This is a genomic window from Arthrospira sp. PCC 9901, assembly GCF_059013425.1.
The window spans coordinates 1,150,490-1,172,692 of sequence record NZ_CP102296.1 but is presented as its reverse complement, the minus strand read 5'-3'; the positions used below and the strand labels follow the sequence as shown (position 1 = coordinate 1,172,692).

The 22,203-nt window shown below is 43.0% G+C and carries 22 protein-coding genes and 4 pseudogenes; 10 read left to right on the top strand and 16 right to left on the bottom strand.

From position 1 onward, the window contains the following. Window positions 1-432 precede the first annotated feature (432 nt). Window positions 433-1,545, top strand: a complete 1,113-nt coding sequence (locus NLZ44_RS05190) for a CAP domain-containing protein (protein WP_493752072.1) — start codon at window positions 433-435, stop codon at window positions 1,543-1,545. A 247-nt stretch (window positions 1,546-1,792) separates the two neighbouring features. Here NLZ44_RS05190 and NLZ44_RS05185 read toward each other — a convergent pair whose 3' ends face one another. The 4 genes from NLZ44_RS05185 to NLZ44_RS05170 all read right to left on the bottom strand — a co-directional run bounded on the left by NLZ44_RS05185 (window position 1,793) and on the right by NLZ44_RS05170 (window position 5,441). Continuing rightward, window positions 1,793-2,311: a hypothetical protein gene (locus NLZ44_RS05185; RefSeq protein WP_493752071.1), complete on the bottom strand. Its 519-nt coding sequence runs from the start codon at window positions 2,309-2,311 to the stop codon at window positions 1,793-1,795. Window positions 2,312-2,327: 16 nt separating this feature from the next. Continuing rightward, the gene (locus NLZ44_RS05180) at window positions 2,328-2,501 is read right to left on the bottom strand and encodes a hypothetical protein (protein WP_199456362.1); all 174 of its coding nucleotides are present in this window, start codon (window positions 2,499-2,501) and stop codon (window positions 2,328-2,330) included. A gap of 83 nt (window positions 2,502-2,584) precedes the next feature. Continuing rightward, complete coding sequence (locus NLZ44_RS05175; protein WP_493752070.1) at window positions 2,585-4,450, bottom strand: 3'-5' exonuclease; 1,866 nt, start codon at window positions 4,448-4,450, stop codon at window positions 2,585-2,587. Window positions 4,451-4,880: 430 nt separating this feature from the next. Further along, a complete protein-coding gene (locus NLZ44_RS05170; protein ID WP_493752069.1) occupies window positions 4,881-5,441 on the bottom strand; it encodes a hypothetical protein in 561 nt (186 codons plus the stop codon). Between the two features lie 861 nt (window positions 5,442-6,302). On the opposite strand from NLZ44_RS05170, the gene NLZ44_RS05165 reads away from it, so the two are divergent. Both NLZ44_RS05165 and dxr read left to right on the top strand, forming a co-directional pair. Further along, complete coding sequence (locus NLZ44_RS05165) at window positions 6,303-8,024, top strand: glycosyltransferase family 39 protein (RefSeq protein ID WP_493752068.1); 1,722 nt, start codon at window positions 6,303-6,305, stop codon at window positions 8,022-8,024. A 176-nt stretch (window positions 8,025-8,200) separates the two neighbouring features. Further along, complete coding sequence (gene dxr / locus NLZ44_RS05160) at window positions 8,201-9,391, top strand: 1-deoxy-D-xylulose-5-phosphate reductoisomerase (RefSeq protein ID WP_493752067.1); 1,191 nt, start codon at window positions 8,201-8,203, stop codon at window positions 9,389-9,391. An 85-nt stretch (window positions 9,392-9,476) separates the two neighbouring features. Here dxr and glgA read toward each other — a convergent pair whose 3' ends face one another. After that, the gene (glgA, locus tag NLZ44_RS05155; RefSeq protein WP_493752066.1) at window positions 9,477-10,904 is read right to left on the bottom strand and encodes a glycogen synthase GlgA; all 1,428 of its coding nucleotides are present in this window, start codon (window positions 10,902-10,904) and stop codon (window positions 9,477-9,479) included. 670 nt (window positions 10,905-11,574) lie between these two features. Between glgA and NLZ44_RS05150 the strand changes: the two genes are divergently transcribed. Then, on the top strand, window positions 11,575-11,769 hold the full coding sequence (locus NLZ44_RS05150; RefSeq protein ID WP_493752065.1) for a hypothetical protein: 195 nt from the start codon (window positions 11,575-11,577) through the stop codon (window positions 11,767-11,769). A gap of 205 nt (window positions 11,770-11,974) precedes the next feature. On the opposite strand, the gene NLZ44_RS05145 is transcribed toward NLZ44_RS05150, so the two are convergent. The 4 genes and pseudogenes from NLZ44_RS05145 to NLZ44_RS05130 form a co-directional block, all read right to left on the bottom strand. Then, on the bottom strand, window positions 11,975-12,214 hold the full coding sequence (locus NLZ44_RS05145; RefSeq protein WP_493752064.1) for a hypothetical protein: 240 nt from the start codon (window positions 12,212-12,214) through the stop codon (window positions 11,975-11,977). Then, on the bottom strand, window positions 12,211-12,567 hold the full coding sequence (locus tag NLZ44_RS05140) for a hypothetical protein (RefSeq protein WP_493752063.1): 357 nt from the start codon (window positions 12,565-12,567) through the stop codon (window positions 12,211-12,213). Before NLZ44_RS05140 ends, NLZ44_RS05145 begins: the two co-directional genes overlap by 4 nt. Window positions 12,568-13,408: 841 nt before the next feature. Further along, window positions 13,409-13,591 (bottom strand): annotated as a pseudogene (locus NLZ44_RS05135) (hypothetical protein); the annotation flags it as partial. Window positions 13,592-13,633: 42 nt separating this feature from the next. Beyond that, window positions 13,634-13,846: pseudogene (locus tag NLZ44_RS05130) on the bottom strand (hypothetical protein); the annotation flags it as partial. 3 nt (window positions 13,847-13,849) lie between these two features. Here NLZ44_RS05130 and NLZ44_RS05125 point away from each other — a divergent pair. From NLZ44_RS05125 to NLZ44_RS05100, 6 genes and pseudogenes are all read left to right on the top strand, one after another. Then, window positions 13,850-14,083 (top strand): annotated as a pseudogene (locus tag NLZ44_RS05125) (hypothetical protein); the annotation flags it as partial. A gap of 34 nt (window positions 14,084-14,117) precedes the next feature. Continuing rightward, complete coding sequence (locus NLZ44_RS05120; protein ID WP_493752062.1) at window positions 14,118-14,327, top strand: hypothetical protein; 210 nt, start codon at window positions 14,118-14,120, stop codon at window positions 14,325-14,327. A gap of 13 nt (window positions 14,328-14,340) precedes the next feature. Then, complete coding sequence (locus tag NLZ44_RS05115) at window positions 14,341-14,670, top strand: hypothetical protein (RefSeq protein ID WP_493752061.1); 330 nt, start codon at window positions 14,341-14,343, stop codon at window positions 14,668-14,670. A 14-nt stretch (window positions 14,671-14,684) separates the two neighbouring features. Continuing rightward, complete coding sequence (locus NLZ44_RS05110) at window positions 14,685-14,957, top strand: hypothetical protein (protein ID WP_493752060.1); 273 nt, start codon at window positions 14,685-14,687, stop codon at window positions 14,955-14,957. Beyond that, window positions 14,950-15,294: a hypothetical protein gene (locus NLZ44_RS05105; RefSeq protein WP_493752059.1), complete on the top strand. Its 345-nt coding sequence runs from the start codon at window positions 14,950-14,952 to the stop codon at window positions 15,292-15,294. Before NLZ44_RS05110 ends, NLZ44_RS05105 begins: the two co-directional genes overlap by 8 nt. A gap of 251 nt (window positions 15,295-15,545) precedes the next feature. After that, window positions 15,546-16,695 (top strand): annotated as a pseudogene (locus tag NLZ44_RS05100) (IS630 family transposase). On the opposite strand, the gene NLZ44_RS05095 reads toward NLZ44_RS05100, so the two are convergent. The 7 genes from NLZ44_RS05095 to NLZ44_RS05065 all read right to left on the bottom strand — a co-directional run bounded on the left by NLZ44_RS05095 (window position 16,655) and on the right by NLZ44_RS05065 (window position 22,053). Next, window positions 16,655-16,888, bottom strand: a complete 234-nt coding sequence (locus NLZ44_RS05095; protein ID WP_493752058.1) for a hypothetical protein — start codon at window positions 16,886-16,888, stop codon at window positions 16,655-16,657. The pseudogene NLZ44_RS05100 and the gene NLZ44_RS05095 overlap by 41 nt on opposite strands. A 51-nt stretch (window positions 16,889-16,939) precedes the next feature. Beyond that, window positions 16,940-17,134: a hypothetical protein gene (locus NLZ44_RS05090; protein WP_493752057.1), complete on the bottom strand. Its 195-nt coding sequence runs from the start codon at window positions 17,132-17,134 to the stop codon at window positions 16,940-16,942. Between the two features lie 583 nt (window positions 17,135-17,717). Beyond that, window positions 17,718-19,175, bottom strand: a complete 1,458-nt coding sequence (locus tag NLZ44_RS05085) for a recombinase (RefSeq protein ID WP_493752056.1) — start codon at window positions 19,173-19,175, stop codon at window positions 17,718-17,720. A gap of 70 nt (window positions 19,176-19,245) precedes the next feature. Further along, window positions 19,246-19,974, bottom strand: coding sequence for a Uma2 family endonuclease (locus NLZ44_RS05080; RefSeq protein WP_493752055.1), 729 nt, complete (start codon window positions 19,972-19,974; stop codon window positions 19,246-19,248). A gap of 57 nt (window positions 19,975-20,031) precedes the next feature. Continuing rightward, entirely contained in the window at window positions 20,032-21,255 is a 1,224-nt protein-coding gene (locus NLZ44_RS05075; RefSeq protein ID WP_493752054.1) for a glycosyltransferase family 2 protein, read from the bottom strand. Window positions 21,256-21,258: 3 nt separating this feature from the next. Beyond that, window positions 21,259-21,471 carry a hypothetical protein gene (locus NLZ44_RS05070; protein WP_035738179.1) on the bottom strand — a complete coding sequence of 71 codons (213 nt, stop codon included), beginning with the start codon at window positions 21,469-21,471 and terminating at the stop codon, window positions 21,259-21,261. Between the two features lie 87 nt (window positions 21,472-21,558). Next, window positions 21,559-22,053, bottom strand: a complete 495-nt coding sequence (locus NLZ44_RS05065; protein ID WP_493752053.1) for a DUF1269 domain-containing protein — start codon at window positions 22,051-22,053, stop codon at window positions 21,559-21,561. Between the last annotated feature and the right edge of the window lie 150 nt (window positions 22,054-22,203).

The following is a 22,203-nucleotide window of genomic DNA, read 5'->3' as shown; positions in this document are numbered from 1 at the left end:
CTGATTCGATTGACCACATTTCTGGCTTCCGACAACATATCTGGGCGATGCCGCTCGAAGCGCGATCGCCTTTTTTGTCTATCGCTGCAAACCCTATATAATAGGAATTTATCCGCTATTTTACCATCTATTTGTCAAAGTATTTGTAGCTTTTAAAAATATCTAAACCCGCCAATTAGACAATATTACAGCTTGTTCACCAGTCGCTTAATACATTGCCCTCACCCTAAATCCCTCTCCCACAGAGGGAGAGGGACTTTGAGAAGTGATCAGATGATTTATGAACAGGCTGTAATTGTCTGAAGGGAGTCAAAATTAACATTAAATCATGCTAAGAATTATCACTATATGTAATCATTTGTAAACTCCTCCCCACTTTCAGAAAAATCGTCTACCATAGAAACAATTGGCAACCATCATCTACATGGAATCATGCTTTTTGACATCATCACCGAAAACGGATTAGACCTAGGTATAGCTACTCCTGGGAATGACAGAATTATCATGTCTGAACTTCCCCCAGAACAGCTTTCCTATTTTAGATCCTCACCTTTTCCAGATGCGATCGCTCTGTTGGCGGGAAATGATTATGCATTGAATGATAATACCGGACGCATTTTCTACGGAAACCAAGGCAATGACACCATTATTGGAGGCGGTGGCAATGATACCCTTTTTGGTGGTAAGGATAATGACTTATTAGAAGCAGGTGGCGGTAACAATCTCCTATTCGGTAATTTGGGTAATGATACCCTAATTGGAGGGTCGGGAAACGATAGTCTTTATGGCGGCGCTGGTAATGATGTGATTATTGGAGGTCCGGGAAATAGCCTGATATCGGGCGATAAAGGCTTGGATACCTTAACAGGAGGGGGAGGCGCTAATCAATTTATCCTAGCTTCATCAACTGCTGACCGGGACCTAATTACTGACTTCCAGCCGGGAGTTGATAAAATCATTGTTCCTAATGGCGCGAGACAATTAGTAGTTCAAGCCTTAGACCCTTTCACCACCGAAATTCTCGAAAATGGTGGCGTATTAGCCACATTAAATAATGTCAGCATTTCATCTATTAATACCAATGACTTTATCGGTGGCAGAATATCCATCCCACCCCCAACCACAGATAATTCTGATGATGGACATAACCAAGTCTTTGAGCAAGAGGTGCTACAACTGGTCAACCAAGAACGCGCCCAGGCGGGTTTACAGTCCTTATCTTTGAACCCCCTATTAAACCAAGCCGCACGAAACCATAGCACCAACATGGCGCTGCAAGATTTCTTTAGTCATACTGGGCTTGATGGTTCTAGCCCCAGTGACCGCGCCCGAGCCGTAGGATTTACATCTGGGGTCGGAGAAAATATTGCCGCAGGTCATCGTACACCAGAATCTGTTGTTCAGGGGTGGATGGATAGCCCAGGACACCGCGAGAATATCCTCAATCCCAGTTATACCCAAATTGGTATTGGTCACTACTTCCTCGCCAATGACACTGGAAGTTTTAATTTGAACAACTACTGGACCCAGAAATTTGCCTTTTAGCAGTAGGTTGGGTGAAACTCCGTGAAACCCAACACCGTAGGTTGGGTGGAGTAGGTTGGGTGAAACTCCGTGAAACCCAACACCGTAGGTTGGGTGGAGTAGGTTGGGTGGAGGTACGCAACCCAACACCGTAGGTTGGGTGAGGTGGTAGGTTGGGTGAAACTCCGTGAAACCCAACACCGTAGGTTGGGTGAAACTCCGTGAAACCCAACACCGTAGGTTGGGTGGAGTTACGCAACTCTGAGTATTAAATTAACCGATAAACAATTGACCCATCACTCTCACGATTATCTATGGTAATTAACTGCTGTTTCATCATTTCTTCTAAGGTTTCGCGAACTTGTTGAGAACTTAAACTGGTTTCTATTACACAATCAGCTAGGGTGACTTCTCTGTTTCTTTTCATAAGTTTTAGCAGCTTAAGTTCAACATTATTGTCTGAGGGAAGATTGGCTGAATTATTCTGCTTTAAACCGCCATTCAGTTTTTTAGCTTTATTAACAGCACGGACATTTTCAATAGTAGCACCCACAACATACAAGCGTCCTACTAAGTTAAAAAAATCATCATCATCTTCCAAAGATGAATCTATCATGAAGCCCAAAAACGTTATCAAAACAACTATTCCAAATCCTTTAAATAAGGCTTTATAACGTCCGGTATAAATATAGCCAATCGGCAGAAAGAAAAAGGTCAATAATCCCGTAGCCCAAGCATTTTTATTAGCCAATTTGCTAATTCTTTCAGCATCTTGTAAGTCACTCATAATCAATTCCTCAATTTCAGATGATATAGTAGTAGGTTGGGTGAAACTCCGTGAAACCCAACACCGTCAATTGGGTGGAGTAGTAGGTTGGGTGAAACTCCGTGAAACCCAACACCGTCAATTGGGTGGAGTAGTAGGTTGGGTGAAACTCCGTGAAACCCAACACCTTCAATTGGGTGGAGGTACGCAACCCAACACCTCCTCAATTTCAGATGATATGGTTAGGGGGTAGGAAGGGGACTAAGCGACCACTAAGCGACCACTAAGCGACCACTAAGCGACCACTAAGCGATCGCATATTTTTAACTCTCTCAGGAAATCAAAATGACCTGATCCAAATAGATATAACAGATCCTGAGCGCGGGTCATCGCTACATAAAGTTCCCGACGACCCTCTGCTTTTGAACCCACACCAAACTGCTGCACCCACGGGATAATTACAGCTTTGAACTCTAAACCCAGGGCGGATTTACCGGTAACCACCCTGACACCAGGATGACTAGAACAGTAGTTATTTTTGTGGTCATTTTTATTATCATTAACCCAAAAAACTCCCATGCCAATATGGTCTAGGGTTTCAATTAGATGCTCAAAAGGTTGACGCTCATTTTCTGACTTATAGCGGTAAATAACAGCAATTTCATGAGGTTTATATCCCTCATTTACCAACTTCTTAATAGTGTCAATCACACCATTAATTTCATCCATACGGTTTTGTTTGATATGAAGCTGTGGCATATTACCATGTCTAACTGCTGCCAAGGGTTCTACTACAGGAAAGGTCTCGTCTTCCAGTTCATCATCTTCTGATGAATATAGATCACGAACCATATCCCATGCTAACTGTAATATTTCCTCAGTATTGCGATAGTTTTGGGTAAGTTTTCGCATCCTCCCCTGTGCTTTCACTCCCACAGATTTCCAGGTAAACTTACGTCGGCGATAAATACTCTGGGAACGGTCGGATACAATTACTAAATCGCCATCTTCTGGGTCTTTGAGAGCGGCGGTACAGCATTCAAACCACTTGGGATGGAAAGTATGACCTTCATCTATTAAGATGGCATCCCACCTGTCATCACTGGGCATTTTTTGCAGTGCATTTAACAGCCTAGTACCCATTTCATAGTCGTATATATCTCTGTCTTGAAAATGTTTAGGATTTGGTAGACCTCCTAGGACTGATTTTGCCCAAGCATGGAAGTGCATAACTTGAATGCGTTGGCGATATAAAAGGTTATAGTCTTCTTTGATGAGCGATCGCAAATAAGATGCCAGAGTAATATTATAGCAGAGAATTAAGACTTTGGTATCTGTCCAACCTCCCGCTAAAATTTTGGCGCGGCTGAGAAGAATCAACGTTTTACCACTACCTGCTACTCCCGAAAATAGTCGATGACCGGAATTCAAAGAACGTGCCAATTGTTCCTGGCGATAATCGAGAGTTGTCAGAATAATAGCATCCGGCTTCACCAGTTTACCTGGCGGGACACTGCTAGATTTAGCTGGTTCCTGTCTAACCTGAGCTTCCGGGTGAATTACCCCTCGAATAGTATTAATTTGGTCATCTTCTAAATCAGGAAATTTAAATCGCACCGTAAACATGGCTTCCAGGCGTTTAATCAATGCCCTTTCTCCGATTTCTTGCCATGTCATCAGTTCATCTTTGTAGCAGACCTGTGGCTTTTCTAGTAAGGTATAAATATGATTTTCCCGCGCCTGTGCTTCTGTGATATTAGTCATCACTGCACCGACACCGATAGGACATACCAACTTCCCTTGATAATCTCCATCATCTTCGCACAGGATAGAATAGCCTTTAAGTTTATTAAGGAGAGCATCTAGGTAGCCTTTCGCCTGTCTCAGAGGAGACTGACAATGCTCTAATTGGCTGTCTTGTTCAATATGAAAGAAGTAACTATCTGCTTTGTGGATTTGTTTAACCGACCAACCCTTAACTTCTAGTATCAGTAAACCGAAGCTGGGACTAAGGATAATAAAATCGGGGTAAAATCCGCTGGTAATGGGTTCATAGTAAACAAAGAAGTCGTCAGGTAGTTCATCCCGCAACAAGCGGAACAGCATTTTTTCTCCTTTGCTGGCTTTCGATGGAATTGAATCAGGGATGACTAATGCCATGGTTGATGAGCTAATAGACCAGAATAGCAGCCTTGAGCTTTTGAGTAAATTTGCTTGTCGCCGCACTGATAAACTCAGTATAAAGCAATTCCTACGATTTCACAATGGGTTTACTTAACTTCATGATTGAGTGTTGGTCAGTGTCAGTAATTTAACGGATTAACTACTAACAGCTACCATGGGGAGCCTTTTATCCCCCAGAGAAATGACAGGAGGTTGTTTGGTGAATGTTCTCCGTGAGGCGGTTACATCTGCGATTAAGCAGGAGAATGGGGAGTAAAATTGTAAGTGTCAATTATACAGAATAGTTTGTTCTCTTGGCGATCGCATCTGAGAGGGAGGGTGGTTAAATAGATAGAATTGACACTCCCCTGATTGGGGTGTGGCACATTCCTCAATAGTGAGGAATGTTAAGCCAAGTTTTCACGGATTAAGAAAGATCGACAATATTTGCCCACTTAGCAAATGACGGGGGAAAGAAATTGACCTCATAGCCTGAATCTTCCCATTCTTTGACCCACAGAGGGATTTTACCCCCATCAGGAGTTGAAGCAAATAGCCGAGCTTTGGTCTCCACGATATAAAATATCTGTTTGAGAGTATCTCCCTTGTCTAAGGCATCACTCAGGACTTCGTCTAACTCCGGGGGGACTCGCTTAACCCTTGTTTTGTCATCTTCGACCCAAACCAGTTTTAAAGATTTGAGGTCGCGCGGACCCAGGTTACTTTTAAAATAAACCCGTTTAAGGGCAGCGACGGGAGCTAAACTTCTTTCTATCCGTCGTATTTGCTGGAGTCTCAGAAAGTGCCATTCTGCTAAACGTAGTCTTTCTTCCGGTGAAATAACTCCTTTACTGGTGGCGTGTTTAAGACCATATTTAGCTTGGGAACATCCGAGGTTAGCCAGCAGATGGATTAACTCTCGTTCTTTGGGTGTGGCTTGTCGCCTCACTAAATTATGGGTCGGTTGCCGTCTTGTTTTAGTATCCATCTCAATTGGTTCTCTGCTGACGATAATAAAATCTGGGTAAAACTATTCAGTTGTCAGTAAGACCGGATTAACTTTGGTGTGTTGAAATCCATATTTCCCATGATGGCGATCGCTCCTAGCTTTTTACAGTGTATCAGTACGGGGGTACGAGATTAATTTTTCAGCCCGAGTCACTTAGCTACCACAGAGAAATAGGATCTTGATTTGGGGGAGTTGGACAGGAACAAAACCAAGCGTGGCGGGGATTTTTCCGGTTAATGGTCTATTAAACAGTTATCCCACTTTCAGAAAAAGCGGGTGATTGCAATAGACCCCTTGAAATCTCCGAAACCGACCTGTAATAATTAATACAGACTCGCAAACCTTTATTGGTCGGTAACACGAATTGGGCTTGTCCGTAGTGTCCGTGAGTTGTCCACTCAGATCCGACTTAATTCCCCTAGTTCAGGGATTGGGACGGATAGGAAATCTACCAAAGTTATCGGAAAGTTCATCGATCATTAGGGTGTTTTTTTCATCAGGGTGCATTTCCTTTACTCAAAATATCTATCATCATTCTACCTCACTCAGAGAGGGTTGCTCTCATGCTGTGAGGTGATTAGTTTCGATGACCCAATGTTCTCACCGGAATGCTTTTGGCTTCCGGTGCGTTTTTTTGTGTCGATTTGGGTTGCTGGGGGTTTCTTTACAAAATCTTTACAATAGGGGGCTTGACCCCTCACAGCAAAAAGGCTATATTGTGTTATGTAGATGCACCCTGATGGTAGAGAGAGTTGCTCAAGCAGTTCTCTCTTTTTTTTTGTCCCGTTTCCTGGACCGTGAGACAATACTCGTCTGGTAGGCTCAAATCTGGCGGTAAATATGGGAAAGCGGGTTCATCTCTGGGAAAGTTTGGTTAAGCACGATCGCATTAATTTGGTGTTACTCCTGGTCTGGTGCGCGATCGCCTTAATTTTGCGTCTGATCAACTTAGACGCTAAACCAATCTGGAGTGATGAATTCGCGACTCTAGCCTTTGGTCTGGGTCATGGTTTCCATAGAGTCCCGTTGGATACAGCGATCGCTCCAGAATTACTGCTGTTTCCCCTACAGGTGGGGGATAATATGGCGATCGCTTCGGTTCCCGAAAGGCTATTTATTGAAAGTAACCATCCCCCCATTTACTTTATGTTGACCCATCTCTGGGTTCACTGGTGGGGAACTCCTGGGGATTTAGTCTCCATTCATATAGCCAGATCCCTTAGTGTTCTGTTTGGGGTCGCTACGGTTCCCGCTATATTTGGCTTGGGGTGGCTATGTTTTAGATCTGTACTCGTCGGACATCTGGCGGCGGGGTTGATGGCTGTTTCACCATTTGGGGTATATTTAGCCCAAGAAGCACGACACTACACTTTGGCAATGTTTTTGGCGATCGCCTCTTTCGCCTGTCTCACCGTTGCTGTTGAACGTCTCAAAGCACAAATCTCCCTCCCGGTCTGGCTAATTTTGGCGACTGTCATAGTTAATAGCCTAGGAATGGCCGTCCATTTCTTTTTTATCTTCCTCCTGATAGCGCAAGGGTTAATCGTTTTCGCATTTTGGATTCAGGATATCCGCTACGATCCTCTACGGTTTCCCAAGCTGAAACTCTGGAAAGGGTTTTATGCGATCGCATTAGGTACAGCTATAGGTGTCTTGGTATGGTTGCCGATTTTTCTGAAAATTTCCACCGGAGATAGCCAGTTAATTGCTTGGACTTCACCGAGTCGGAATCATTTTATTGATCCGATTTTTCGGCTGGTGGCTTGGGTGATTACTATGGTGATTATGTTACCCGTCGAAAAGCAACCTTTGCCGATTATTATAGTTTCTAGTGCCGTCGCTTTGCTAGTTTTATGCCTGTTAGGAAAAGTCTTAATTGATGGTTGGCACTTTGCCAGTAATAGGGAAAGAAAACTAATCAAATTTTGGCTAGGCTTTACTTTGGTGATTATGGCGATATTTATCGCGATCGCTTGGGCGATTGGTTTGGATTTAACCCTAGCAGCGCGATATCAGTTTATCTATTTTCCCGTGGTTTTACTCATCATAGCCGCCGGGTTAGCTAAAAGTTGGGAGTTGCCCGGAAAATCTCAATGGCGACGATATGCGATCGCTTTTATCGGTTTCATGTCTTTATTGGGTGGGTTGATGGTCGTGTATAACTTAGCTTACCAAAAACCCGATCGCCCCGAACTTGTGGCTGAGGAAATATCCGCTTATTTAAGGTCAGATATTCCCACCTTAATTGCCACCGTTCATAAAAGCCATGAACAAACCGGGGAAATGATGAGCATTGCTTGGGAACTCAAAAATTTAGGAGTCCGGGAAAAATCGCCTTTCTTTCTGCTGGCGCATCGCCATAATCGTGATTCTTCCACCGCTACTAATACTTTAGTGACCACCCTTAATCAATGGCCGCAACCCATGAATTTATGGCTGATTAATTTTGCCGCTGAATTTGACCATTCCGGGTCTAATTGTGAGCGAGAATTGGGGATAAAATCTCGGGTTCCTGGTTATTTCTTGCGGATGTATCGCTGTGGGTATAATGAGAGTTTATGAGCGCAAATTGCCACCGTATATATACTGATTAGGTTACGCTTTTGTGGCTATGCTCAATAATCTTCCTAAATCGGGTAATTGTGAATTGGCAATTGTGCTTTAATTTCCCTATCGGGTTTGCATCGGGGTGACAATTACAGATACTATGGTTATTTAATAACATAAGTTACAAAGACATGAAAGCAATTACTCTTCTCGGTTCTACGGGTTCTATCGGTACTCAAACTCTGGATATTGTTGCTCATCACCCCGATAAGTTTAAAATTGTGGGATTAGCCACAGGTAGTAATGTGACTCTCCTGGCGCAACAGGTGCGACAGTTTCGGCCGGAAATTGTCGCTATTTGTGACCAGAATAAGTTGTGGGAATTGCGGGAGGCGATCGCCGATCTTGACCCCCAACCTATTATAGAAGCAGGAGAGTCTGGTATAGTCGAGGTTGCCCGCTATGGAGACTCCGAAGCTGTCGTGACTGGTATTGTTGGCTGTGCGGGATTATTGCCAACCATTGCAGCCATTCAAGCAGGTAAGGATATCGCCCTGGCTAATAAGGAAACTCTCATCGCCGGGGGACCTGTCGTCAATCCTATGATTGAGAAATATGGCGTTAAATTGTTACCCGCTGACTCCGAACATTCCGCTATTTTTCAGTGTCTGCAAGGGGTTCTGGCTGGGGGTTTACGACGGATTATTCTCACCGCTTCTGGGGGCGCTTTTCGTGATTGGCCTGTGGAAAGGCTAACCGAGGTGACAGTGGCTGATGCAACTACACATCCTAATTGGTCCATGGGGCGTAAAATTACCGTTGATTCTGCTACCATGATGAATAAGGGTCTCGAGGTGATTGAGGCTCATTTTCTCTTTGGTTTGGATTATGATCAAATTGATATTGTCATTCATCCCCAGAGTATTATTCACTCTTTGATTGAGTTGCAGGATACTTCTGTGTTGGCGCAGTTGGGTTGGCCGGATATGCGTTTACCCCTATTATATGCTCTATCTTGGCCTGAAAGAATTTATACAGATTGGGAACAGTTGGATTTGGTCAAAGCTGGTAATTTGACTTTTAAAGCACCAGATAATCAAAAATATCCTTGTATGCAGTTAGCATACGCGGCCGGACGGTCTGGGGGGTCTATGCCAGCCGTGTTAAATGCTGCTAATGAACAGGCGGTGGCTTTGTTTTTAGATGAAAAGATTAGCTTTTTGGATATTCCCAAGGTCATTGAAATGGTCTGCGCGCGCCATGAACAAGATAACTGTCAAAATCCGAGTTTGGATGATATCTTAGCCGCCGACCTATGGGCGCGTCAAGCAGTTATAGAGGCTAGTTCCAGGGTTCATCAAAAAACGGCGATCGCTTTGTAATTGATTCTATCCCAGAAAAACCCGGTTTCTGTGTCCAGTGGGAACTAGAGAAACCGGGTCTTTTAGCTAATAATGGAGTGTTGCCCTAAGTAGTGACACCAGTTTCCGGTTCTGCTTCAGGGGTTGGGGGTTGGTAGGAATAGTATCCCGCTACTTCCTCATAAACCTTGATGTATTCCCGGGCTGAGTTTTCCCAGCTAAAGTTTTGGTGCATGGCTCGCTGTTGGAGTCGCCGCCAATGGTCTTTATAGCGGAAAGCCTCCGAAGCGCGAACCATAGACGTAAAGAAGTCCAGAGGTTCGTAGCGGTCAAAACAGTAACCTGTGCCGCCTTCCCCTACTGGGTCGTTATGGGATACCGTATCGACTAAGCCTCCTGTACGCCGCACAATGGGAATACAGCCATAACGCATTGCTAACATTTGGCTAATTCCGCAAGGCTCAAAACGACTGGGCATAATTAAGGCATCCGCACCAGAATAAATCCGCCGTGATAGGGCATCATTAAACAGAATTTGGGTCGTCATTCTCCCCGGATAGCGGGATGCCATTTGCCACATTTGGGTTTCGTAATAGCGATCGCCTGTTCCCAGTAAAATAAATTGGGAATCAGTAAAGGACATAAACTGATCCATAATTTGAATTACTAGATCGAGTCCTTTTTGTTCCACCAGTCGTGTTACCATACCAATCAGGAAGGCACCGGAGTTAACTTCTAGTCCTAACTCTTCCTGAAGGGCAACTTTATTGGTTTTCCGTTTTTCCACGGTATCAGCATTAAAGTTTTCCACGATATAGCGATCGGTTTCCGGGTTATAAGACGACGTATCAATCCCATTAAGAATCCCCGACATTTTGCCACTTATATAGGAGAGCAAACCTTCCATGTTTTCCCCATAGCCAGCCGTTTGAATCTGACTAGCATAAGTGGGAGATACTGTAGTTACCCGGTCAGAAAATTGAACCGCTGCCGCCATGACATTATGACCTTCCATAAACCAAGGACACCAGGTAATCCGTTCCAAAAACCAGCGCCAAGGTCCTTGATAAGCTAAATTATGAATGGTAAAGATAGTACCTATATCAGGGGTTTCTTTCATCCATACGGGAATCATCCCGGTATGCCAATCATGACAGTGAACAATTTGGGGTTTCCAGTAATTCCAACAAAATTCGGCAGCCCCATTCGCAAATAGGGTGAACCGCCAATCCTCATCTTCTCCATAGTAAATCCGACGAGGCATAAACGAAGGATGTCCAAATAAATATAATGGAACATCAGTTTTGGGAAATGTCGTCTCAAAAACCGCAAATTTTTGATACATGGCGGTTCCCCACCATATAGGTTCCTTGGGTATTTTGATTTTGTCTGGTAAAAAGCCATAGTAGGGCATAAATACCCGGACATCATGGCCCATTGCCCGCAAGACCTGGGGCAAAGCACCCACGACATCCCCCATACCCCCGACTTTGGCCAGGGGTGCCGCTTCCGCCGCTACAAATAAAATTCGCATAATTGTATTTTGCGTTCCCTTAGATCGAGATGCGTAACGTGATCATACCGGAGGCCGTTGCAATATTTTTACATTTTTCCGAAAGTACCTAGAATGATCCCACCGGTCAGCCTAGAGCAAGAAGTGATCAACGTTCACACTTCAACCATTGTATGTTGCTAATAGCATCTGGGATTAGTTTAATTATTGACACCAACCACAACCGGGTTGGTGTCCTGATTGACTATGGTGCAGGTTCAATACCGTCATCCCGATTTTACCTAAACCCCTATCCTAACTGCGGTTACCGGGATTTACTCAACCCGATAACTACACCCAATTACTCAAATATTACTCACAATCCATTCCTAGCACAGGATAATAATTATGTCAACAGGATGATTACTCAATCAACAAGCACAACTTAATTAATCTGTCAAATAGCCACATCACTCCCCCCAACCAAACAAGCGATAGGGTAGCTCCCTTGCGATACCCGTCAAGGGCAAGCCTATCGGTTCGTGCCTCACCCTTGACTGCTATCGCGTCGGTCACGTCCCTAAGAATGTTTGTTCCGGTTAGGGGGGAGGGTATGTTTCTCAAAATCAAGACGATAGCCGTGTCAAAATTTCCTCCAGGTCTCCGAATTGATTCGATCTGGCTAAGTCCATTCATTACAATAGGTAAACCTATGTGCGATCGCCGTAGTGATTGTCTATGGGGTCAAACCATGATTACTACTGGGGAGATTCTTGGGAATGCGATCGCAAAATCAGAATCATCTCCTACCGGAACTAACCCGATACCCCTAAACAAATTTACTACTGGCGGAGACTATCGAGATGTGAACCGATACCAACATAATCACCTTACCCAAAAATCTTAGCCGTAGGTTGTAGATAAAACCACCTGCTAGGGGTAGCTTAGTTATGGGTATTATGTGGACATGATAGGGTGAGCATCCATGTAAACTCTCAACACTACTGTTGCAACACTACTGTTGAGGGAAAATATGCAGACACCCCTACAGTCAGAAACCATAGGGGGCTATTTTAGGATATTGGGTTAGGTACTAGGTGGGCTACTAGAGCTTAGGGTTTGCGCCAATCATCAGCATTCGGGGTATCTTTACGGTTAGGGTTTGGGTGATTGTTATTTGATTTACAGATGATTTTATCAAAAGAACCTCTAATAAAATCAAGTAAAATTCGTAACACTTCGCTGTTATAGTCAAGTTTTGACTCAATAATTTTATCTTCCCTAATTATTACATAAGTCGAAAGTATAATTAAAGTTATCAATAAAGCTAATTCAGCGATTACTATATTCATTGTGTTAATCTCCAAAAATAAAGAGTGAACCATTTTATTCGTTCTAACGGGTCAAATACCGCATAAAAGTTGCTATATGGGGGTGATTCGATTATTTGATATTCATTAAGCCAGATAATCTCACGCTTAACCATCATATTCTGTTTAACGTCATTATATGCGTAAAATTTTAACCAACCCGCCATCTTCCAATAAGTGGAAACCTGGTCTGCATCAAATAATATTCTAACAAATTTGCTACCCGATATATCTGGTAATCGTTTACTCCCGTGTGGAGTATTATCTTCTTTTATAAAATATTGGTTGTAAGTCAAAAACCATTTATTCTCTGATATATCGTAATTGTTAGGCATATTATTAAGTTATCCAGTGAGTAGGTTTAATAGCTTGAAGATTAGATTCTGTTATATGGGTTAATCCACTAACGTCTATTGATAACGGACTCCAGGGAAAATAAATATTGATATCATCTTCACACGATAATAAATCCCAACTTACACCGTTATAACCACTATCTGTAAAGTGAGTTACTAGATATATTTCGTTATTAGGTTGGGACACATAACATCTTAATCCTGCTACAGACGGGCTAAATGTGTGGGCTTGATGATGTGTAGAAAACTGAATCGATATGGCACCAGTGGCTAATACTCTATAAAACAATAAAACTGGAATAACACCTAACTCGCTATGAGACGCAACAACTATATCGCCTTTTATCCAACCATAGGTGTCGCTAGAATTAACCGTTATTTTGCAGACTTGGTTCCAACCTGATATAGTCGCAGAATCGTCAAAAAAACCGCCAACATATTTCTTGATTTTAAAATTGCCAACCGGACTACTGCTTCTGTCATTAAAAATAATATTTCTTGTGGTGATATCTCCGTTAACGTCTAACTCTGTTTGTGGTGTTGTGTTTGCAATTCCTAGGCGGGAATCCTCAGTTAATACCATCATCGTTGTTCCGCCAGGTCCCGGATTGAACATCTGGTTTTGATGAATTCCACGCTTAAACCAAGCAAAATGCTGCCCCGTCCTACAATAATATGTACTATTTTGTATACCTATCCCGTACAGGGAATGGTTCCCCGATAGGGTTATCATTTGCCTCGTGGTACTACTAAACCTAATAGTACCTAAAAATACTTTATTGTCTTGTATTGTTTGGTCTCCGGTCAAATTAACTGTTCCCGGTAAGGTAGTGGGTTTGTCTGTAATATTATCCCATGATAAATCAGTTAATTTAATTAAATCAGTGTTTGAGTCAATAACGGCTTGTATCCTTTCATTAGTTAAATAAAGGTTAACTTCACCCTCTGGTAAGTTATCAGTTGATTGCCCAAATCTACTGGAATAAATATTAAAGTTAGTCATAAATTAAGTCCTATTTAATAGGGGGAAATCCCCCCATATCATTTAATCAACAGTTATAAACTCAACTACAGTTACCGAAATATCTGCGACAGATTCACTGATTGCCTGTAGTTCACTAGCGCCAATAGTGAGCATAACAGTATCACCCGGTTTAACGGAAAATGCCGCGTCAGCGATAGTAGTCCCCGTTGGGTCTAAAATTAGGTGAACGGGTACAGTAGACCGATTTTTGATAAATACATTGCGTCCGTTTGTTGTATTGAGAGTAAAACTAAACAAAATGAGCAAGCGATAAAAGCAGGCTGTCCCGAATTAATCGAACCGGTAACAGATATTGACCCCAAGACACTAAAAATAGCCATAGAAACCGCTAAAAATGATGGTTACTTAGACTCACGGGTTACCGTAAATGAATTAACAAATCTAATGAAAAATAGGGGGTATAGCATGATTAATGTTAACGAGAAAAATGTATGGAAACAAATCACTTGATTTCCAGTTAGTTTATTAATTTAGGAGAACAAAAATGATGAAAGATATCACAAATCAGATGTTTGTAAAGTTTAAAACTATGGTAGATAGTTTAGTTTACAACAGCAACAAGGAGGAAGGCTTGGCAACGTTAAAATCAATTTTAGATGATTGTGAAACAGAATTAGCTGTTACAGAACTCAAAAGGCAATTACTGATTAAACAGCTAAATTACACACAACATCTAATAGATAAAGTCCAGTAAATACCCGTCCGCAATGACGCTAAACTACGACATAAAACAGCAACCAACTTTAGAAGTACAATCAATGAATATTGAGCCAAGGATGACAGATTCAAGGTTACTACGATTTTTGACCACACTGATTGCTAATCATAAATCACAATTGGAGTTAACTCTTAACTATATTAACGGGTTGATGGTAGCGTTTGATGCTGGTCTAATTTCTGAAGACAAGCTAAACAGTTCATTAAAAGAAATCAACAAAGCCACATTAACTCAATCCAAAGCATTTTGTAGCGTACTGCAGAATCACTGTATTGATGTTAAAACCTTAAACAATCCAAACGAACGTATCAACGATTAACAGGAGTTTTAATCATGAATGAAGAGCATGCAAAAATGATGGTTATTGCGGAATTGGCGCGCGATATTTATATCCAGTTAATGTCGCGAGATATTCCCTACAGCAACCAAGATACCAGAATCAAGTTAGCTGAAGTTGCACACAATGCCGCTATTGACTTTATGACGGTACATCAACAATGGATATCATCTCACGAAGCAATCATTCAACCGGTGCCATTTATGCCCGATTTCACTGGCAATGGATACAGTAGCGACATTTTTATGGGAGGTGAATTTAATGCCTAAGCTACTCCCCGTAATTACCCTACATACTGGAAATTTCAGTAACTATCTACAGGGTCCTAATGGAATCTGCATTGAGCTAGAATCTCCGGAGTGGTTTGATTATCTGAGAAAAAACAAATCATTTTCGGTTGATTTGAATGGCAAACGATTTACAGCCTGCAAAAAAATATCAATCAATGGTTTTGCATACTGGAACCTGAAAGGTTGGGACGGTACGGTTAACCATCACATCTATATCGGAAAATCTGACCAAGTGACAACCGAAAAAATCCAACAAGCCGCTATGGCTATGTTTTATCGGTGTAACCCCGATAGCAAGGCAAGCCCTAAGCTCTAGTAGCCCACCTAGTACCTAACCCAATATCCTAAAATAGCCCCCTATGGTTTCTGACTGTAGGGGTGTCTGCATATTTTCCCTCAACAGTAGTGTTGCAACAGTAGTGTTGAGAGTTTACATGGATGCTCACCCTATCATGTCCACATAATACCCATAACTAAGCTACCCCTAGCAGGTGGTTTTATCTACAACCTACTGGACTGTTTCGGCTAAAATAGGGTAATAGATACCGAGGACGGAGGACTGCAATTATGGGAAGAGGTCGGCGAGATCAAGTCTATCTAACGGTCGAACAGAGAGAAAATCTGGAACAAATCAGTCGAAATGGTCATGCACCCGCCAAAAAAATCCTACACGCTCGTATTTTGCTGATGTCTGATGAAGGAGAAATGGCTCCGAGAAAATGGACAGACCAACAAATAGCAGAAGCTTTACAAGTCCATCAGAATACAGTGGGGCGCATTCGCCAAAGATTCCTTCAAAAAGGGGAACAAGTGGATCTCAATCGGCAACCGAGAAAAACTCCACCGACTCCACCCAAAGTGGATGGAGCCACCGAGGCTCAAATTATTGCCCTGTGTTGTTCGGACCCCCCATCTGGGAGAGCTCGGTGGACGCTCAGACTGTTAACATCCGAACTCAAAAAACGGCAAATTGTCACCGAAATTTCCTGTACGACCGTGTGGCGGACTCTAAAAAAACCAATTGCGACCTTGGAAAACCCAACGATTCTGTATTCCCGAACGAGATTTAGCCAGATTTGTGGCTCAAATGGAAGTCGTTCTCGACCTCTACAGTAGCGTCCACAGTGAAGAGGAGCCTTTAATCAATATGGATGAAGCCTCAATCCAACTCCGAGGACATCTCTATGAGGCGGTCGCCATGAAACCCGGACATGACAAAAAAGAGGACTATCACTATACCCGTGAAGGGGTGCAAGCTTTGTTCATGTTTTTCGATCCCAATCGGGGCTGGCGACGGGTCAGCAACCGAGACTCTCGGACGAGGGTAGATTGGGCTGAGGAAGTGCGTCAACTTTTAGATGAAGACTATCCTCATGCTCGAAAAGTCAAGCTGGTGTGTGACAATCTGAATACCCATAACATCGCCTCACTTTATGAGGCTTTTCCGGCTCCCGAAGCCCATCGTTTGGCCCGGCGGCTGGAAATTTATCATACACCCCGGAATGGCAGTTGGTTAAATGTCGCCGAAATTGAACTGAGTATTTGATCCAAGCAATGTTTGGCCCGAAGGATCGCCACCAAAGAAGCGCTGCACCGGGAGATAGAAGCCTGGCAAAAAGAGCGAAATCAGACCGCATCTCGGGTAATCTGGAAATTTGCCACCGGCGATGCCCGCCTCAAATTAAAACATCTTTATCCGGTTTTTGAAATGGCTTGACCTCCAGAATTCCCCCACACTTTCTGAGAGTTAGTTGGGAGCGATCGCCCGTTTGGTGTCGTCCTTTTGACGCGATCGCCTGTTTTGTGCTGTCCGTTTTCGGCGATCGCCCGTTTGGTGTCGTCCTTTTGACGCGATCGCCTGTTTCTTGCTGTCCGTTTTCGGCGATCGCCTGATAGTTTTTGAGCGTCACTGTTTGTGGAGCATACTAAAGCAGCAAATTAGCCGAAACGGTCCACTACGGCTAAGATTTTTGGGTAAGGTGATTATGTTGGTATCGGTTCACATCTCGATAGTCTCCGCCAGTAGTAAATTTGTTTAGGGGTATCGGGTTAGTTCCGGTAGGAGATGATTCTGATTTTGCGATCGCACTCCCAAGAATCCCCCCAGTAATAATCATGTTTTGACCCCATAGACAATCACTACGGCGATCGCTCATAGGTTTATCTATAGGTCTAGTCCACGAAAAATAACCTAACTATCAATGTACAAAGATAGATTGAGGGATTATCTACTACGGCTACCGTGTTGATTTTGAGAAACAATCCTCCCCCGAACCGGAACAAACATTCTTAGGGACGTGACCGACGCGATAGCAGTCAAGGGTGAGGCACGAACCGATAGGCTTGCCCTTGACGGGTATCGCAAGGGAGCTACCCTATCGCTTGTTTGGTTGGGGGGAGTGATGTGGCTATTTGACAGATTAATTAAGTTGTGCTTGTTGATTGAGTAATCATCCTGTTGACATAATTATTATCCTGTGCTAGGAATGGATTGTGAGTAATATTTGAGTAATTGGGTGTAGTTATCGGGTTGAGTAAATCCCGGTAACCGCAGTTAGGATAGGGGTTTAGGTAAAATCGGGATGACGGTATTGAACCTGACGCATAACCTATAAACCCTATTCTACCGTTATTCAGACATTACTCAAAACCACAATAGGATCTATCAATTTGTAGCCATAAAATAACCCCTAGGAGTTTAATCTAGGGGTATTGACTTATGGAATTATAGTGGGTAAATTAATCTATCTGATAAATTACCCCAAGAAATAATTTAGCCTCGGGGCTATCAATATCAACCCCCAATGTGGTCAACCTTTCTACAGCCACGTCTAACGGTACGGGTAACTTGGATGTTCCTTTTAAGACTTCTAGTGTGGCGTCAATTCCTTCCGTTTTGTATTTACTCTCGTTGACGATTGTACTATGACCCATCATCCTAGCGCGTAACTCTATGGGTACCCCATATTTTTCGCCCAACAGATTGTACAGCCTACGGAAAGCATATTTTTGAGTTACCGGACAAGCCATAGCACCAATTCGTTTACTGAATGCTTCACCAAAACCCGCAGTGACGGTCCTAGGCTGGCTTCCCTCTCTGGGGGTATATTCTGGCAGTATTGGTTGTTTTAATTCCAGAAAATTAAACATCTCGGGGCTAGGAATTGGTGCTATAACCCGTCCCACAGTCTTAATACTTACTTTCCGACCTTCTCCATCGGTAAAGTAGGCATAGTCACCTAACACTAAGTAATTGTCCTGATTATCGGGGTCTGATAATGCTTTGATAACTACACCATCTTCTGTTGTGTAGGGTTTGGTTAAGTTAACAGCAGCAGCTATCTCGGTAGGTCTTAATCCGTACATTACTGCCATACCAGTAACCCACAACCAAGCATGACGTGCTTTGCTTACCGTATGGTTTTTAATGGTGTAGGTTTCTTGTTTGGCATTGTGCCACCAATCTTTAAATGTATCAATACCTATCCGCTGTTTAACCGTAAATCGTGTTTGTTTCGGGTTAATAGATTCTAATTGTTTCAGTAAATGGTCCTTGTTGGGGGATTTTTTGGCGATGGCTTTCAGGATGTAGTAACGTTCTTTGAATGTTTTGGACCCCATCAATTCCTCTCCATTCTGTAAGGGAGTGTACAGCATAGCTTTAAAACTCTCCCAGTTAGGGTAATCATCCCAATTAGGAAACTGGCTAAAAAACACCCATTTAGTTTGATGGTATGATGTTAAGTCACTGACGATATCACGAGAGCGCTTCCTTCCCGTGTTGCGGTTGTATCCAGCGAAATACTCATCTTCTAGTTGTTGGAATATCTCCCGGTAGGTTATCAGGTTATCTTCAATCTGATTCTTTCCTAGGATAGTTGCATCATACCAGTTCCAAAATTCACTAGCGCTACTGATAGTTCCCAGGGCTTCTGCCACTAACTTGGCTTTCTTAACCCCGTCTATCACCCCTTGGGGTGTACACTCAAGATTGGCTGTCTTGGGTAGCCGTTTCCCGGTAGGTGGTTGCTTAAACTGCAATAGCAGATTGTACCTGGTCCCGGACTTCTGTAGCTTGAGAGTCACTCCCTTGGGACATTCCCCCTTAAAGTCTTGGTAGGCTTTCAGAAATCTATCGTAACTCTCGTCATAATTACCCTTTCCTCCTACGGTAGGGGTGTTAGCGGCGTTACTCATTTTTTACTCACTTGTTACTCTATTGTGGTTTTGAGTAATGTCTGAATAACGGTAGAATAGGGTTTATAGGTTATGCGTCAGGTTCAATACCCGCCGCCCGCAATTGGGCGATTAATTTTTCAGCTCGTTGACGTTCCTGGTCTAATAGTTGACGTTCCTGGTCTAATAGTTCAGTCGCCCATAGGAGTAGGTTTCCCTGTTGATCCCACCAACGTAGCCAGTAGCCCGTGAGATTTTCGCGGGTTCCTTGCTCTGCACCTAAGAAAAGCTGCATTTCTGGTATCCAAAATCTGCCTTCTTCATTAGGTGACTCTAGGTGATATCGTTGGTTCTCGTCTAAACGGTAGAGTTCTAATGTGCCTGTGTCTGGATCAAAAATGCCATAATTAGGTACTTGTAGAATCTGTTCATAGAAAAAGAACTTTCCAGGGGGATAGGTTTCTTTTATTGAATATTCACTCCCACCTGGATCTGATAAAAATTCTAGTACCAGTGCGGGAATATCCCCTTGTAGTCGGGGGGTATAACTACGAACTACCTCTTCCCGATTGACGGTAATTTGCGGAATATACGCCCAATCTGGCGCTTTTATGCTTATTTTACCGTTTATGGTGGCACAAATGCCGTAGTTGGTCGGAGTGAGCGATGTTTCTGGCAGTTTTCCGGCTAACCTTAAACTTTCGGTAAGGGCTGCTGCTAGAGCTGGTTGATATATATTATCCACGGGGTCATCGGGTAACACAAAATCATCTGGCAACTTTTCCCAAGTGATAGTGTAAGTTGGGGAAGTGGCTAACATGACTAACCTTGCAGGTATTTGAACACTTTTATCATATCACAATTTGAGAAAGTGGATCTATATTTTATCGGAATTTGGGGAGGATTTATCCAGGGGTTCTCTTTGAGTCCTTACCCATTCTTTTTGGGGTTTAATGAAATAGGTTAAATATAGGGGAATTTTCCACAGTATATACAGAGGTATACCTAAGAGGGTTTTGAGGGGGATAAGCGATCGCCCAAAATTTGCCCAAGCCATACCAATGGCGGTAATTAGCAGCAGTCCCTCTAGGGCTATGATGATGGTGGGAATAGCAGAGACTCCTAGGCTACTGGCGATTAAGGATATGGCGGCTGCACCGACCCACAAAATTACCAGAAGGGAGAGGGGGGGAACACATAGATCTAATGCCATTTGTAACAGTTCAAAACGTCTTTGGCTTAGGGAGGCTTTTAGCAGGCGCGGCACTTGAGTTTTCAGGGTTTGTAAATGACCGTGTTCCCAACGGGTGCGTTGACTGGTGCTGGCGGTTTCGTCTTGGGGAAGGTATCCAATTACTTTGGCTTTGGCTGTAAATTGGGGGGAATAACCAGCGATCGCTAAATCGACGCCTAGCTGCATATCTTCGACTATATTACTACTCGCTAAGGATATGCTTTGAATAATTGACCAGGGAAAAGCCATCCCAGTTCCTGTTAATAAACAAGGTCCCCCTAGTTTCGCTAATCCTTGGGGACGCACCCAATTTTTGACTAAGAATGCCAACGCAGAAATGGAGTTCTTGACAGATGGATTGGGGGGTGTTTCCATTAAATATAATGCTTGCACTGGCTTGGCTGTGATTAATGCTTGTTGAGCAATAGTGGCGATCGCTCCTGGTTGCACTAAACAATCAGCATCAATCATAACTATCACCTCTGGCGGGTTGGGCGCTAGGTGGCGTAATCCATAATCGAGAGCATATCCTTTTCCTCGGTTGTCTGGATCTTGCCTTTCCAGAACTTGCACTCCGTTTTCAGTGGCGATCGCTACAGTTTCATCTGTGCAGTTATCCGCAATTACAATTATTTCATCTTCCGGTTTCAGTTGAGGTAAAATATTAGCCAAAGTTTGACCAATAACTAACCCTTCATTATGAGCCGGAATTAATACCGAAATTGTCGGTTCTGGTAGGTCGTCATTTGATTGAAAACCTGGGTAATTAAACCCGGCTGCCAAACATTCAACGAACAGAACCATGATCGGAATTGCCAAACCAAAAGCTATTAATCCCAGCGTGAAACCAACCCAGATAGTGATCATTTTTTACATAGGCTCCATTTCAGGCACATCGGCTTCTGGCGCATCTAAATCAACTACAACATTGAGAGATTGGGAAATGAACCATTGACGAGGCATACCTTGAATAGTAATCTTTTTACCATCTCTTTCGATTTTAACATTGCCGCTTACTTTCTCAATATGTATATCTGAATTCATTAAGTAGGTAGCTTTATCTGTAACTTTAATCCACATCATTTAATTGCCTTATTTGGGGTGGGATATTTTTGTGGGGGATAATTCCAGCTTATCCCCCACATTTTACCAAGCTAAATTAGTGAAAAATTACTCGTCTGCGCCGAAGTCTTCCCGTAACTTAGCTTCCTGTTCATTGGTCAAGTTGGATTTAATTAACTCACCTTTTTCTTCATCTTTGAAGGCTTCCTCTACTTTATCTAAAGTCACACTACTGGTTAGTAAAAACAGTGCGGAAGTCCCTTCGGTTACTTGATTTCGCACATCTTTGATAAATTCATCATCGATCCCGTAGTCAGTGAAATATCCTGACAATGCTCCGGCTAAAGCACCGACGGCCATTCCTAATACGGGAACAAAGAAAATTAAGCCGAATAATAGACCCCAAAAAGCGCCGCCAAATGCACCAGAACCTACTAGGTCAACGGCTTGGGTGGTTTTGGGTTTCTTGCGACCTTGTGGCCAGAATACTATAGCCGCATCTTCGATTTGAATTAAACGTTGTTTCTGGAGTTCAGCCAGTTTACCCAGAGCCTTTTTAGCACCATCAGCGCTATTGTATTTCCAAACTGTTAGAGTTGCCATTGTTATCAATCTGGTGATAATTGTATGAGGATAGTATAATCAGAATTGTATAAAATTGTACAAATTTAAGCAAAATTTTATGATTAGTAGATGGCAATGTGGTTATATTTAAAATCAAAACCGGATTTCTGAATAAATAGAAACCCGGCG